Consider the following 13,775-nt stretch of genomic DNA (forward strand, 5'->3'; position numbering starts at 1 on the left):
GCGCTTCGTCACAATATTTCGTCACTGTTCAATAAACACATCTGCCCAGTTGGAAACTGCCCAGCGCGGATTGTTGGAGACATTCTTAACGCGGTCATTGGCAACCGTGATAAAGCCCCATTCCGCCACATTGATGAGCGGCAAATCAGCTTCGACCAGCTGCTGGAATTGATGATAAAGTGCTGTGCGCTTTTCCTCGTTAATTTCATGTGCAGCCTTAGCAATTACCGCGTCCAATTCCGCATTGGCGTAACCACCCTGATTGGAAAACGGCACGCCTGCTGCAATACCGCTTTCCACCAGAATGGTCGTCGAAATAGCCGGATCGCCACGATAGACGGTCGGTGCAATGGCGAGATCAAAATCGTGATCCGTATAGACTGCCTTCTGATGTGCTGCTGAATCATTATTGACGATACGCGCATCAATGCCGATTTCCGCCAACGCTTGTCGCAGATAATCACCAAACTGCTTGGTTTCATTGAAATATGGGGCTGGCAGCAGCTTTAGTGCAAAGCGCGTGCCGTCCTTGCCGCGCTTATAACCCGCCTCATCCAGCAGCGCATTGGCCTTCGCCACATCGAAAGGATAATCGGTGACATCGCCCGTATAAAACTGGCTGTCATATTGCGGAACGGGTCCGGTCGAAGGCTTGGCATAGCCCAAGAAAATCGTCTTCACGACGAAATCTCGATCAATCGAATGAGCGATTGCCTGACGAACTTTAAGGTCTGAGAGTTCCTTGCGGCGATGATTGATTTCAACGACCAGCTGATAGGTCAGCGCCTCATAGCCTTTAGAAATGACATTGATCCCCGGCACTTTTGAAATGCGGTCGAGATCGGCCAGCGGTACGGCGGAAAACGCAGCAAGATCAATTTCCTCGGCTTCCAGCGCACCTGCTGCAGCAGCACGATCCGGCAGCACGCGGTAAATGATTTCATCAAGATAAGGCTTGCCCTCGCCCCAATAATCTTCGTTTTTCGCAAGGCGATAATATTCACCGGTCTTGTGCTCTGCATATTTGAACGGGCCAGTGCCAATCAACTTCTCATTGGCGGGATTGGCGGCAATATCCGTGCCCTCAAACACATGCTTCGGCAATACTGCGGTGAGCGCTGGCAGCGCATTGCGAATAAGCTGAAACGGTGTTGGTTCACTGAAATAAAAAACTGCCGTATGCTCATCCGGTGTTTCGACTCTCTCCAAGGCCTTGAACACAACACGACCGAGATTTTGCAGCGGCTTCCAGACTTGCAGCGCCGAAAAAGCAACGTCTGCGGATGTGAAGGGCTTACCGTCATGCCATTTGACGCCATCACGCAGGCGGAAGGTTGCGGTCAGACCGTCATCAGAGCCTTCCCAGCTGGTTGCAAGGCGTGGCGCCAGACCGTTTTCACCATCAAATGAGGCTTCAGCCAAAGGCTCGATGACCTTGCTCGCCACGAAGAAAATGCCGTTGGAAGCGACAATGGCCGGGTTGAGATTGCGTGGCTCTGAATCTGCTGCAACAACCAGTCGACCGCCTTTTTGTGGTGCATCTTCAGCCCGTGCCAAGCGAGGCAACAGCGGCAAAGCCGCAAGCGATGTCGAACCAACCAGAAATGCCCTGCGTGAAGCAACAAACCGAGCCATATACCTGCCTCCGAAATTCCGTTTCCATTGTCTACAACGGCGCTACGGGAATTGCAGGGTAAATCCTGTCACAGTGGCAATAAATATCGAAACTTGTTTCTCTTTTCGTAAGGCTAATCCACTGGCAGCTCTCTGTGGGACCAGTCCTTTTTAGGGATAGGGTCACCAATCGCATATTGAAAAGACGAAACCGCCATGTCTTTTGGGTTAACTTCGCAATTGAAATCGAGGTTGTACCATTTTGCATGACTTCTGAAGGCACCATCGGACATTTTCAGACTCGATGCTGTCAGCGCCCCACCCGTTCGCGCCATCATATCAGGAATAATATCAGGCCGGTGATGCCGGATTTGCTCCAATGCCTCTATTCCGCAAATCTGAATGACGCGATCCGTGGGAGAAAGCTTGCCCAAAGCCTGTTTGACATTTGGGTTTGAAAGCGCATCCTTCGAATATATTTTCTTGGCTTTTGTCATCTGCACTTCTTGCTTCGCCAAACTGGCTACACTCACAGCCGATCTTTCGGCGCTCAAAATTGGATCAGTGGCAGATGATTTATTCTGATTGGGTTCGGTTTCGCTGTCCGTCGGTTGAGCCGCATCTTCACCCTCTTGTTCAGAAGGCGTTGAGGGCTCGATTTTGGTGTTTTCTTTCTCTTCGTTTGCAGCTGTCTCAAACGCCTTTTGTTCAGATGCGGCTCTGGCAGCATCATCCGTCTTATCCGACTGTTTCTCAGCCTGTGCCGAGGGTGGTGGCGGAACGAGTTCGACCTTTACATCCTCAGGCTGGACAGAATGCGTCGATACCGGAAAGGTGATCAATAATAGCGCGAGCACAGCACCATGCAGGCCGACTGAAACGACGCCACCCAATATCGTGTCTTTGTCCACCACAGATGACGATCCCTTCATTTCGATCCAATTAGGGACTGCATAAAATAGATGCGGGCCTCAACTAATGCATATCAGGCAAAAACATGAAGCAATTTCGCTAGAAAATCATCTATTTCCTAACGCGATCAAGATCGTGCTGTGAAAACACTGAACATACATTGCCTAAATACACAGACTTTGCAAAAACGCTTAAACATCTCCACTGGCAAATTCGGCCATGCAATACACTGCCAAGCAATGCTCAAAGGAAGAGATTTTCTGATGACTTTTATAGATAGCCAAATGCAACGGAAAATTAGCTTCGCATTCGGCGCAATGCTTTTGATCACTTCGCCAGTCTATTCACAGGTTGCATCAACAATTCAGACACCGCCAGCATCCGCTATCGCCGCGCTTTCAGGTGAACAATCCCTGCATGAACTCGCTCTGGCCAATCTCGTTGCTTCAAACTGCGAGATCAGTGGCGTGACAAAAGGCGATGCGGCACTGATCGGCGGAACAGCACAAGCCGTGGCCAGCCACATGAATTTGACTATGGATGTTTACATCACCAGCTACGTTCAACCGGCAATGATGAAACTCACAACTCCAGCTGCATGTGAAGAACATGCACCCACGACAACCAACGTCTTAAAGAAAATAAAAGAGTTGGGTGGGACAGTATTGGATTGATCAAAGAAACTTGCTTACATCTTGAAAATAAATCAAAAGCAAAACCAATCACAGCTTTTGGCATGAGAGATGTAATAGAATGTACGAGAAGCGTACCACTCCACCAGTGAGTCAAAGCCGTTTCATTGAACGGATGATGAAACATGCTCTTTATGTAATAGTCGTCATGCTCATCTCGGTGGCAATCGGTGCAGTTGGCTTTATTATTTTCGAAGGCCTTGGGCTTGAAGATGCAATACTGCATTCAACCTTCATTCTCAGTGGTTTTGGTTTGATCACCGTTCCTGCAACTACTGCAGGCAGAATGTTCGCTGGAATATATGGCCTGTACGCCAATATTTTTTTCCTGGCGGGCTTCAGCATCATGTTTGCTCCAATCATTCACCGTATATTACACAAAATGCACGCGGATGATTTCTGAACCCAACGGAACTGATTTTCTCTTACCGGCCTTATTAAAGAAATTTTCTCCTTGCCAAACACCCACCCTTGCATAGATCATGGTTAATTATGTGTTGTCGTATTTCGTGAGGAGATGTTCGATACGGCACATACATGGCGAGCTTTTACAGCTCTTTTAACCGCATTTGCGGAGTCCTGTATTGTAGTTTCCGTAAGTGCCTGAAGCCAATCATATTGGAAGAGAGGAAACAGAAATGTCTAGTTTGCTGCCCCCACTTCATGACGGTCATGCACCGATCTATTTGCATCACGCATTTCAGAACGCAATCGATGCTTATGAGGACTGGAACCTTGAATCGGCTGAACCAGTCGTCGCAATCAATGGCAAGATAACGCGTATTAGCGTCGTTTTTCGGCGGCTATGGAGTTGTACCGATACCGTCCCGCGTCATACGCTTGAAGCGTTAAGGGATATCGTTCCATCAAACCTTATCCATGCGGAACGCTGGAAAGACAGCGCTACATTTGCCGAAGCTGCCCATCTCATGCGCACAGCACTGGAATGGCGCAAAGCTAGGCGCGTTCCCGTCGTCTGCTAAGCCAGACTAACTTATGCTGCGGGCGGGATTTGCCCCGCCCGTTTCCAATCACAATCTATAATTCAAAGCTTGCGGAAGCGTACGCGCGCACTGCGCTCAATGGCTGCAACGGTCAATTCGTCCAACGACCAACGGTCACGCAACATCTGCAAAAACTCAAGCTCTTCCTGCTCAACATGTAAATCAGCAGCAGCCACCTCAACAGCCAGCGCATAAGCGGTATCATAGAGCTTTTCTGGCAGAGCATCATGCGCCAAATCGAGAATGCGCTCCAGACCATCGTCATAGGAAAGCATCTCAAGACAATCACTGGCCAGCTTCGGCAATCGAGTAGCATCAAACCCCTGAAACACAGGCAGACGGGAAACCACATTGCTGATGGATGCCAATTCCGCATCGGTCATCGTTGTATCTGCGGCGGAAGTCGTCACCATGATGTAAACGAGCGCGTCATGAGGCGAAATGTTTTTCATCGAATGCTCCTGCATCGTCCAACCGGAATCATAGTTTCGGCTAATTTTGGAGAAAATTAAGGAGCATATAAGGCTTACGCAAGCAAATTCGGACGTAATCACTGTGCCAAAGATTGACGTGTAGGCTTCGCCGCGCCATAGAGCAATGGTACATAAGTGTGCAAAAAATTTCAGCAAACAAAGCCCTTCACAGGACATCAGGATAACATCATGACTTCGCACCGCCTTCCCGAAATTACGCTGACCCCGGAACTGACCGCGGCGGCTGCGGAAGCGAAATCGTGGCCCTTTGAAGAAGCGAAGAAAATCCTCAAGCGCTATGCCAAAACCGGCATGCCAGAAACCGTGATTTTCGAGACTGGTTACGGCCCATCGGGCCTGCCACATATCGGCACATTTGGCGAAGTGGCACGCACCTCTATGGTCCGCCATGCCTTCCGCATTCTCACGGAAGACAAGGTCAAGACGCGCCTGATCTGTTTCTCGGACGATCTCGACGGGATGCGCAAGATCCCGGAAAATGTGCCGGACAAGGCAGCGCTGGAACCTTATCTGCAATTGCCGCTTTCCGCCGTGCCAAACCCGTTTGGCGGCGAATATAAGAGCTTTGCCGAGCATAACAATGCCATGCTCTGCCGCTTCCTCAATACCTTTGGTTTCGATTACGAATTTGCCAGCGCATCCGAATATTACCAGTCCGGTAAGTTTGATGCAGTTCTACTGAAAGCTGTTGAACGCTATGACGACATCATGAAAGTGATGCTGCCGACGCTCGGCGAAGAGCGTCAGGCGACCTACAGCCCATTTCTGCCAATTTCGCCAAAGTCTGGCCGCGTGCTTTACGTGCCGATGAAGAGTGTGGACGCCAAGACTGGCACCATCACTTTTGACGATGAAGACGGTGTTGAAACCACGCTTTCCGTCACCGGCGGCAAAGTGAAGCTTCAGTGGAAGCCAGATTTCGGTATGCGCTGGGCTGCACTCGGCGTCGATTTCGAAATGTTTGGCAAGGACCATCAGACTAATGCGGGTATTTACGACCGCATCTGTGAAATTCTTGGCGGTCGCGCGCCAGAGCATTTCGTTTACGAACTGTTTCTTGACGAACTTGGCCAGAAGATTTCAAAGTCAAAGGGCAATGGCATCTCGATTGACGAGTGGCTGGCCTATGCGCCAACCGAAAGCCTTGCGCTCTATAACTTCCAGAAGCCAAAGACCGCGAAGAAGCTCTATTTCGACGTGATCCCGAAGGCCGTGGACGAATATTTCACCTATCTCTCGGCTTATAACCGTCAGGAGTGGAAAGACCGCCTGAACAATCCGGTCTGGCACATCCATTACGGCAATCCGCCAAAAGTTGAACTGCCGGTTACATTCGCGCTGATGCTCAATCTGGTCAGCGCATCGAATGCGGAAAACCCAAGCGTTCTCTGGGGTTTCATCTCCCGCCATGTGCCGGGTGTTACGCCTGAAAACAATCCGGAACTCGACGCGCTTGTTGGCTATGCAATCCGTTACTTCAACGATTTTGTGAAGCCGACCAAGCAGTTCCGCACCCCTGACGACGTTGAACGCGCAGCTCTTGAAGGTCTTGATGCGAAGCTTGCTACGCTTCCAGCTGGTAGCGACGGCAATGACATTCAGAACTCAATTCTGGACGTTGCCCGTGCAATCGAGCGCTATCAGGATCACACGAAGAAAAGCCCTGAAGGCGGCCCCGGCGTTTCGGTTTCCTTCTTCCAGATGCTCTATGAAGTGCTGATCGGTCAGGAACGCGGCCCACGCTTTGGTTCATTCGTTGCCCTTTATGGCATCGATGAAACCCGTGCGCTCATTCAGAAGGCTCTTGCTGGCACATTGTCGTAAGTGACAAATAATTCGAAAAATGCCCTGCGCCGATCAATCAGCGCAGGGCATTTTATTTTATATCATCTTCCACTCTGATTAAAACTAAGCAGGGGGGAAGACATCAAATGTTCAATACGCATATCCCAAAAACCGTTTCACATTCTTAGAGATACGCTCTAATTTTGCGGCGCAGGCGGAAATTCACCATCAAGCTGTTGTGGTCTTGTCGGTTGAAGAGGCGTCTGTGGCACTTGGATTGATGGCTGATTGCCCCCATTGCTAAACTCTGGCAACGCGGTTTCAGGCTTATTTCCATAGATCCCGAGTTTTCCTGCCTCTGCTTTTTCACCCGCTTCCTGATATGCACCACCCGCAACAGCTTTCGCCCAACCGTTGGCGACCAACCACTGCGCTGCATCGTCATTGCCGACGCTGCACTGCGTCGCAATAGCAGCGCCGCTATCATCCTGCGGTAGTCGGCACATAATTGCCCGAGCGCGTAACCACTGACGAAAAGCTGTGCGCGCCTGCATACCACATGGCCAGCTTTCACCCGCTGACGACTGGCACATTTGCTCGACCGGCATGACGTCTATGCCTTGCAAATCAACAATACGCCCCTGACTTTCAAGCCGCCCTGCCGCTATTGCGACAGGTCGCTGCAAAAGCTGCATCGGCTCCCCATCATCCACTGGCGTTGCAGGTACTGGCGGCTCAGGTGGTTTTGGTGTTGAAGCCAACCCAAGATCACTCAGTGGCGGCCGTGCAGATTCACGCTCAAGTCCACCTTGTCCTGTTTGCGTGGAAGAATTCTGCTCTGTAGTCGTTGGCGCGGTGTCAGGAGTTGATGTCTCTTGGGGTGCGGGATTGTCCTCACCCACATTTTTATCAGGCTCGTTATAATCAAACTGCTCAACAACAATCCCATTGCCAGTAGAAGCATCAGGTTTGCTTTGACCGTCGCCACTTTCGACAATCGTCACCGGGCGATCCAACGCACCGTAAAACGGTGCAACGAATGCAGCGACGAGAATGGCCCCGGTTAAACCAGCCAAGCTACCGAAAACAATCCGGGCATTATTTTTACGATGCGGCCTGGCCATTACTGACTGGCCCATAGAATGCGCGCGACCCACTCAACATCTTTCATTTCAAAAGCACGGTTCGGAAATTCAGGATTGAACGAATGTAATTCGATTGTGCGTGGCGTCTGGCGATGTAGAATTTTGGCCATAACCTCTCCGTCTTTCGTGCGAACCACAACACGATCACCGCGTCGAACCGCTGCATTGGGTGCTACAACCAGCGTATCGCCATCACGATAAAGCGGCAACATCGAGTCGCCAGAAACTTCCAGCGCATAGACATTATCTGTGGGAGCCGCGGGAAACTGAACCACATCCCAGCCCTGACCAGCTGGAAAACCGGCATCATCAAAATAGCCGCCAGCCCCCGCTTCAGCCATGCCAAGCAGCGGAATGGCGCTTGGCTCCTGCAAATATTCACCATAATTGGGCGTCGAATTTTCACCACGGATGAGCCGGGTAAATTCATCCAATGTTGCCCCGGTGGCTTCCATCACTTTGGCAAGTGACTCTGTCGAAGGCCAACGCGCGCGGCCATCTGATGCATATCGCTTGGACTTATTAAAAGTGGTTGGATCCAGCCCTGCACGACGCGCAAGACCGGACGCACTTAAAGAGCTGCGTTCTGCCAAGGCATCAATCGCAGCCCATACGCTATCGTGAGAAAACATTGCCGCAACCTACAAAAGAGGATTTTAAACCTAATTACCTAACATATATTGTGGCGAACTTAACAGAATTCCTAAAACGACGCAAGATGTGCGATTTTACAGGCAAATTTTCTTATACATAGACAAAACGCGCGACATCGGAATGTCGCGCGTTTTTCATTTCAGTCAAACGTTTATACGTTAAGCGGCTTTCTTCGCTTCATTTTTATACGGATTGAAGCGCTGGTAGAAGCTTTCGCCATTCTCTGCCATATCAACAAGCAGCTTCGGTGCCTTGAACTGCTGACCGTATTTGCGCTGCAACTCTTTGGCAAGCTTGACGAATTTCTTCGCACCCATGCCATCAATATAAGACAACGTACCGCCGGTATAAGGTGCGAAACCAAAGGCCAGAATGGAGCCCACGTCGGCTTCACGCGGATCGGTGACAATGCCTTCTTCCATCACGCGTGCAGCTTCCAAAGCAATCGTCACGAGAAAACGCTCTTTAAGTTCGCTCACGTCAATCTTGTCAGGGTTCTGCTGCGGATAAAGATCTTTGAGACCGGTCCAGAGATGCTTCTTGGCAGGCTTGGCTGGATACTCATAGAAGCCCTTACCGTTCTTGCGGCCCTTACGATCAAACTCATTAACGAGCTTGTCCACCAGTTCCACATGGCGCGGATCAACGGCCTTTTCGCCAAGATCGGCAAGCGTTGCCTTGAGGATTTTCTGCGAAAGGTCGATCGCTGTTTCATCATTGAGCGCAAGCGGGCCAACCGGCATGCCGGCCATGCGGGCGGCATTTTCGATCATCGCAGCAGGAACACCTTCAACGAGCATGTTGTAGGCTTCTGACATATAACGCAGTACGCAACGATTGACGTAGAAGCCGCGGGTGTCGTTGACGACAATTGGCGTCTTCTTGATCGCACGAACGTAATCAAGGGCTACGGCAAGCGCCTTGTCGGATGTCTTCTTGCCGAGGATCACTTCAACCAACAGCATCTTATCGACGGGCGAGAAGAAGTGAATGCCGATGAAGTTCTTCGGACGCTTGGAGACTTTGGCAAGACCGCTGATCGGCAGAGTTGAAGTGTTGGAAGCGAAAATCGCGGAAGTTTTCAGCACTTCCTCAGCCTTTTCGGTCGCGACACGTTTGACTTCGCGATCCTCAAACACCGCTTCGATCACGAGGTCAGCCCCTTCAAGCAAACCATAATCAGGCGTTGCGGTGATGAGCGATAGAAGCTTTTCCTTGTCGGCCTCTGTCGCACGACCCTTCTGCATTTCCTTGGTGATCAGGTCAGCAGCATGGGCTTTTCCCTTGTCAGCAGACTCCTGATCGCGGTCGATCAATACCACCGGAATGCCAGCCTTAGCAGTCACATAAGCAATACCTGCGCCCATGAAACCAGCGCCAATAACGCCGATCTTCTTGAACTTGTTTGGCTTTTCATCAACCGGGCGGCGTGCGCCCTTGTTCAACTCCTGCAACGACACGAAGAGCGAACGGATCATCATGCCCGCTTCAGTCGTCTGGAGGATTTCGGTGAAGTAGCGCTGTTCAATCCTGAGACCGGTATCAAACGGCACTAGAAGGCCTTCATAGACCGACTTCAGAATAGCCAGTGCCGCTGGATAATTGCCGGAAGTTTCACGACGCAAAATAGCAGTTGCCGCAGGCCAAAGATTTGCACCGGCAGCCGAATAGATCGCTCCGCCCGGCAGCTTGAAGCCTTTTTCATCCCATGGCTGAACTGGCTTGAGGCCACTCTTGATGAGCTTCTTAGCGGTTTCAACGAGCTTCTTGGCAGGTGCAACTTCAGTAACAAGACCCATCGCCTTGGCGCGCTGCGCCGTTAGGCTTGAGCCTGTGGTCATCATTTGCAACGCGTCCTGCTGGTTGGCAAGGCGTGGAACGCGCTGTGTGCCGCCAGCGCCCGGAAAGAGGCCGACTTTCACTTCTGGCAGGCCCATCTTCACGCCCGGCGCATCAGATGCAACGCGGGCATGGCAAGCAAGTGACATTTCAAATGCCCCGCCCATGCAGGTGCCATTGATGGCCGAGACCCATGGCTTGCCCGAAGTTTCGAGCTTGCGGAACAGTCCGCCCATCCGGCCGACATTATCAAACAGAGACTGGACAGCAGCTTGCTTGTCCTTTGCCTTTTGCTTCTGGAATTCCTTGAACATGCCTTCAAGCATGGTCAGGTCAGCACCACCGGAGAACGTGTCTTTGCCAGACGTGATGACTACGCCCTTGACCTTTTCGTCAGCAGTCGTCGCGTCGATGATGGTGTTTAATTCCTGCATCGCTTCGACGGTGAAAACATTCATCGACTTTTCAGGCATGTCCCAAGTGACGAGAGCGATGCCATCGGTGTCAGTTTCAACTTTGAAATTTACATAAGTCATTTTCTGAAACTCCCCTTACACGCGCTCAATGATCGTGGCCGTACCCATGCCAGCGCCGATACACAACGTGACCAGTGCGGTGTTGAGATCGCGGCGTTCCAACTCATCCAGCACCGTGCCGAGGATCATCGCGCCCGTTGCACCCAGCGGATGGCCAAGCGCTATCGCGCCGCCATTAACGTTGATCTTGTCATGCGGAATGTCAAAAGCCTGCATGTAACGCAGAACCACGGCAGCGAAGGCTTCGTTCAACTCGAACAGATCAATATCCGAGATTTTCATCTTTGCTTGTTTGAGAAGCTTTTCCGTCACATCGACCGGGCCAGTCAGCATAAGCGCTGGTTCAGAACCGATATTGGCAAAAGCACGGATACGCGCACGCGGTTTAATATCAAAGGCTTTGCCAGCCTTCTTCGAGCCAACGAGAACGCCTGCTGCACCATCAACGATACCAGACGAATTACCGGCATGGTGAACGTGATTGATGGTTTCGACTTCTGGATGCGCCTGAATGCCGACAGCATTGAAGCCGCCCATTTCGCCGGGCATCACAAAGGACGGGTTGAGCTGGCCGAGCGCCTGCATATCGGTGCCGGGACGCATATGCTCGTCATGATCAAGAATGGTAAGGCCATTCTGATCCTTGATCGGAATGACGGAATTCTTGAAATAGCCCTTTTCCCACGATTTTGCAGCGCGTTTCTGGCTTTCGACTGCATAGGCATCGACATCATCACGCGAAAAGCCGTATTTCGTAGCGATCAGATCAGCCGACACGCCCTGCGGCATGAAACGACCGGGAAAGCCCACTGATGGGTCCATATACCAGGCGCCGCCCGACATACCCATGCCAACGCGCGACATACTTTCAACGCCACCGGCAATCACCAGATCATCCGCGCCAAAGGCAATCTTAGCCGCAGCCAGATTGATCGCATCAAGACCCGACGCACAGAAACGCGAAATCTGGATACCCGGCGCTTTAAAATCATACCCCGCTTCAAAAGCCGAAGAACGCGGAATGACAGCACCCGCTTCGCCGACCGGATCGACACAGCCGAAAATAATGTCATCGACCTTTGCCGTGTCGATGCCGTTGCGGTCGCGCAAGGATTCGAGAACCTTCGCGCCCAGACGAACGGCAGGCACTTCATGCAGGCTACCGTCTTTCTTGCCACGTCCACGCGGTGTGCGAACGTGATCGTAAATATAAGCCTCAGCCATTTTTTCTCCTTCCCGCCAATTCCAAGCAGCATTGGCGCAATATCAAAATTTAGAATGCGTCTGCGTTAAGCGCCATCATGCTATCCGCACCGGACTGGATGCGTGCAAGATGTGCAACGGTTTCCGGCATGATGCGCTCGAAATAGTAGCGTGCGGTTACAAGCTTTGCTTCAAGATAGGCCTTGTTGCCTTCTCCTGCGGCAAGCTTTTCTTCGGCAACTTTCGCCATGCGCGCCCACATGTAACCGAGCGCCACCAGACCAAAGAGATGCATGTAATCGTTCGATGCTGCACCGGCATTGTCAGGCTTTGCCATCGCGTTCTGCATCAGCCACATGGTTGCGGCCTGAAGGTCGTTGACGCCCTTCTTCAGATGCTTCGTGAAAAAGCTAAGCTTTTCATTTTCGCGGTTGGTTTCGCAGAATTCGCCCACTTCCTTGAAGAAAGCAGTGATCGCACGACCACCATTCAGCGCCAGTTTGCGGCCAACCAGATCAAGCGCCTGAATGCCGTTGGCACCTTCATAGATCATGGCAATACGTGCATCGCGCACATACTGGCTCATGCCGTGTTCTTCAATATAACCATGACCGCCGAACACCTGCTGCGCCATGACAGCATGTTCAAAACCCTTGTCGGTCAGAACACCTTTCAACACCGGCGTAAGCAGACCAACTAGATCATCTGCAGCCTGACGCTCTGCTTCATCGCCGGAACGATGCGCAATATCGGAGTTCAACGCCGTCCAAAGGATAAGCGCACGACCGGCTTCATTGTAAGCACGGATATTCATAAGGTTACGGCGGATATCCGGATGCACGATGATCGGATCGGCCTTCTTGTCAGGCGCTGCCGGACCCGAAAGTGCTCGGCCCTGAATACGCTCACGCGCATAAATTGCGGCGTTCTGATAAGCAGTTTCCGCTATCGAAAGCCCCTGCAAAGCCACACCGAGACGCGCTTCATTCATCATTGTGAACATGGCGCGCAGGCCCTTGTGTGCCTCGCCAATCAGATAACCGGTTGCGTCATCGTAATTCATAACGCAGGTGGAATTGCCGTGAATGCCCATCTTTTCTTCGATGGAACCACAAGATACGCCATTGCGCTCGCCCGGATTGCCATCAGCATCCAGAATGAATTTTGGCACGATAAACAGCGAAATGCCCTTAACACCTTCCGGCGCACCGTCGATACGGGCCAGCACCAGATGAATAATGTTTTCCGACATGTCGTGTTCGCCAGCAGAGATGAAAATCTTCTGGCCGGAAATCTTGTAGGAGCCATCTTCCTGTGGTGCAGCCGTTGAACGCAGCAGCCCCAGATCGGTGCCGCAATGCGGCTCGGTCAGGTTCATGGTGCCGGTCCATGTGCCTTCGACCATCTTAGGCAGATAAGTGTCTTTCTGCTCATCCGTGCCATGGGTGAGGATCGCAGCAATCGCACCCTGCGTGAGGCCGGGGTACATGGTAAGCGCCATATTCGCCGACGACATGTATTCGCCAACAGCGGTATGCAGCAGATATGGAAGTCCCTGCCCGCCATATTGTTCCGGTACAGCAAGACCAAGCCAACCGCCTTCGCGATACTGGTCATAGGCCGCCTTAAAACCCTTCGGCGTCTTAACAGAACCATCGGATGCGCGAACGCAGCCTTCCTGATCGCCAGAATGATTGACCGGAAACAGCGTACCTTCGGCGAGCTTCGCGCCTTCGGACAAGATCGCCTCGACGACATCGGGCGATACATCGGCAAAACCCGGCAAATTGTTATAACGCTGATAATTCAGAACGTCATTGAGAACGAAATTTGTATCCTCAACTGGCGCGCGATAGCTCGGCATCGAAATCCTCCAAATCAATTACCTGCTGTTTCG

Annotated in this window: 12 protein-coding genes; 4 read left to right on the forward strand and 8 right to left on the reverse strand. The window is 51.6% G+C overall.

Annotated elements, in window-relative coordinates; all coding sequences use genetic code 11:
* Positions 1–21 precede the first annotated feature (21 nt).
* Together ACOZHT_RS07395 and ACOZHT_RS07400 are read right to left on the reverse strand one after the other, a co-directional pair.
* The gene (locus ACOZHT_RS07395; RefSeq protein WP_339509662.1) at positions 22–1,635 is read right to left on the reverse strand and encodes an ABC transporter substrate-binding protein; all 1,614 of its coding nucleotides are present in this window, start codon (positions 1,633–1,635) and stop codon (positions 22–24) included.
* 113 nt (positions 1,636–1,748) lie between these two features.
* Positions 1,749–2,528, reverse strand: a complete 780-nt coding sequence (locus ACOZHT_RS07400; protein ID WP_421565543.1) for a DUF930 domain-containing protein — start codon at positions 2,526–2,528, stop codon at positions 1,749–1,751.
* A gap of 138 nt (positions 2,529–2,666) precedes the next feature.
* On the opposite strand from ACOZHT_RS07400, the gene ACOZHT_RS07405 reads away from it, so the two are divergent.
* The 3 genes from ACOZHT_RS07405 (at position 2,667) to ACOZHT_RS07415 (ending at position 4,201) form a co-directional block, all read left to right on the forward strand.
* The gene (locus tag ACOZHT_RS07405; RefSeq protein WP_339509664.1) at positions 2,667–3,200 is read left to right on the forward strand and encodes a hypothetical protein; all 534 of its coding nucleotides are present in this window, start codon (positions 2,667–2,669) and stop codon (positions 3,198–3,200) included.
* 79 nt (positions 3,201–3,279) lie between these two features.
* Positions 3,280–3,621 carry a hypothetical protein gene (locus tag ACOZHT_RS07410; RefSeq protein ID WP_421565544.1) on the forward strand — a complete coding sequence of 114 codons (342 nt, stop codon included), beginning with the start codon at positions 3,280–3,282 and terminating at the stop codon, positions 3,619–3,621.
* 235 nt (positions 3,622–3,856) lie between these two features.
* Complete coding sequence (locus ACOZHT_RS07415; protein WP_339509666.1) at positions 3,857–4,201, forward strand: hypothetical protein; 345 nt, start codon at positions 3,857–3,859, stop codon at positions 4,199–4,201.
* 62 nt (positions 4,202–4,263) lie between these two features.
* Here the strand turns inward: ACOZHT_RS07415 and ACOZHT_RS07420 are convergent, their stop codons facing one another.
* Positions 4,264–4,674 carry a tellurite resistance TerB family protein gene (locus ACOZHT_RS07420; RefSeq protein ID WP_339509667.1) on the reverse strand — a complete coding sequence of 137 codons (411 nt, stop codon included), beginning with the start codon at positions 4,672–4,674 and terminating at the stop codon, positions 4,264–4,266.
* 210 nt (positions 4,675–4,884) lie between these two features.
* Here ACOZHT_RS07420 and ACOZHT_RS07425 point away from each other — a divergent pair, with 210 nt between their 5' ends.
* Complete coding sequence (locus tag ACOZHT_RS07425; protein ID WP_339509668.1) at positions 4,885–6,540, forward strand: lysine--tRNA ligase; 1,656 nt, start codon at positions 4,885–4,887, stop codon at positions 6,538–6,540.
* Positions 6,541–6,698: 158 nt separating this feature from the next.
* Here ACOZHT_RS07425 and ACOZHT_RS07430 read toward each other — a convergent pair whose 3' ends face one another.
* The 5 genes from ACOZHT_RS07430 to ACOZHT_RS07450 all read right to left on the reverse strand — a co-directional run bounded on the left by ACOZHT_RS07430 (position 6,699) and on the right by ACOZHT_RS07450 (position 13,742).
* Positions 6,699–7,625, reverse strand: a complete 927-nt coding sequence (locus ACOZHT_RS07430) for a thermonuclease family protein (RefSeq protein WP_339509669.1) — start codon at positions 7,623–7,625, stop codon at positions 6,699–6,701.
* A complete protein-coding gene (locus ACOZHT_RS07435) occupies positions 7,625–8,278 on the reverse strand; it encodes a helix-turn-helix transcriptional regulator (RefSeq protein WP_339509670.1) in 654 nt (217 codons plus the stop codon). The genes ACOZHT_RS07430 and ACOZHT_RS07435 overlap by 1 nt, the downstream gene beginning before the upstream one ends.
* A gap of 180 nt (positions 8,279–8,458) precedes the next feature.
* Positions 8,459–10,675, reverse strand: coding sequence for an FAD-dependent oxidoreductase (locus ACOZHT_RS07440; protein ID WP_421565545.1), 2,217 nt, complete (start codon positions 10,673–10,675; stop codon positions 8,459–8,461).
* A gap of 15 nt (positions 10,676–10,690) precedes the next feature.
* On the reverse strand, positions 10,691–11,899 hold the full coding sequence (locus ACOZHT_RS07445; protein ID WP_339509672.1) for an acetyl-CoA C-acetyltransferase: 1,209 nt from the start codon (positions 11,897–11,899) through the stop codon (positions 10,691–10,693).
* A 49-nt stretch (positions 11,900–11,948) separates the two neighbouring features.
* Entirely contained in the window at positions 11,949–13,742 is a 1,794-nt protein-coding gene (locus tag ACOZHT_RS07450) for an acyl-CoA dehydrogenase C-terminal domain-containing protein (protein ID WP_339509673.1), read from the reverse strand.
* Positions 13,743–13,775 lie beyond the last annotated feature (33 nt).

Origin of the sequence: Ochrobactrum sp. EDr1-4 (assembly GCF_049199085.1) — a bacterium.
GTDB lineage: Bacteria > Pseudomonadota > Alphaproteobacteria > Rhizobiales > Rhizobiaceae > Brucella.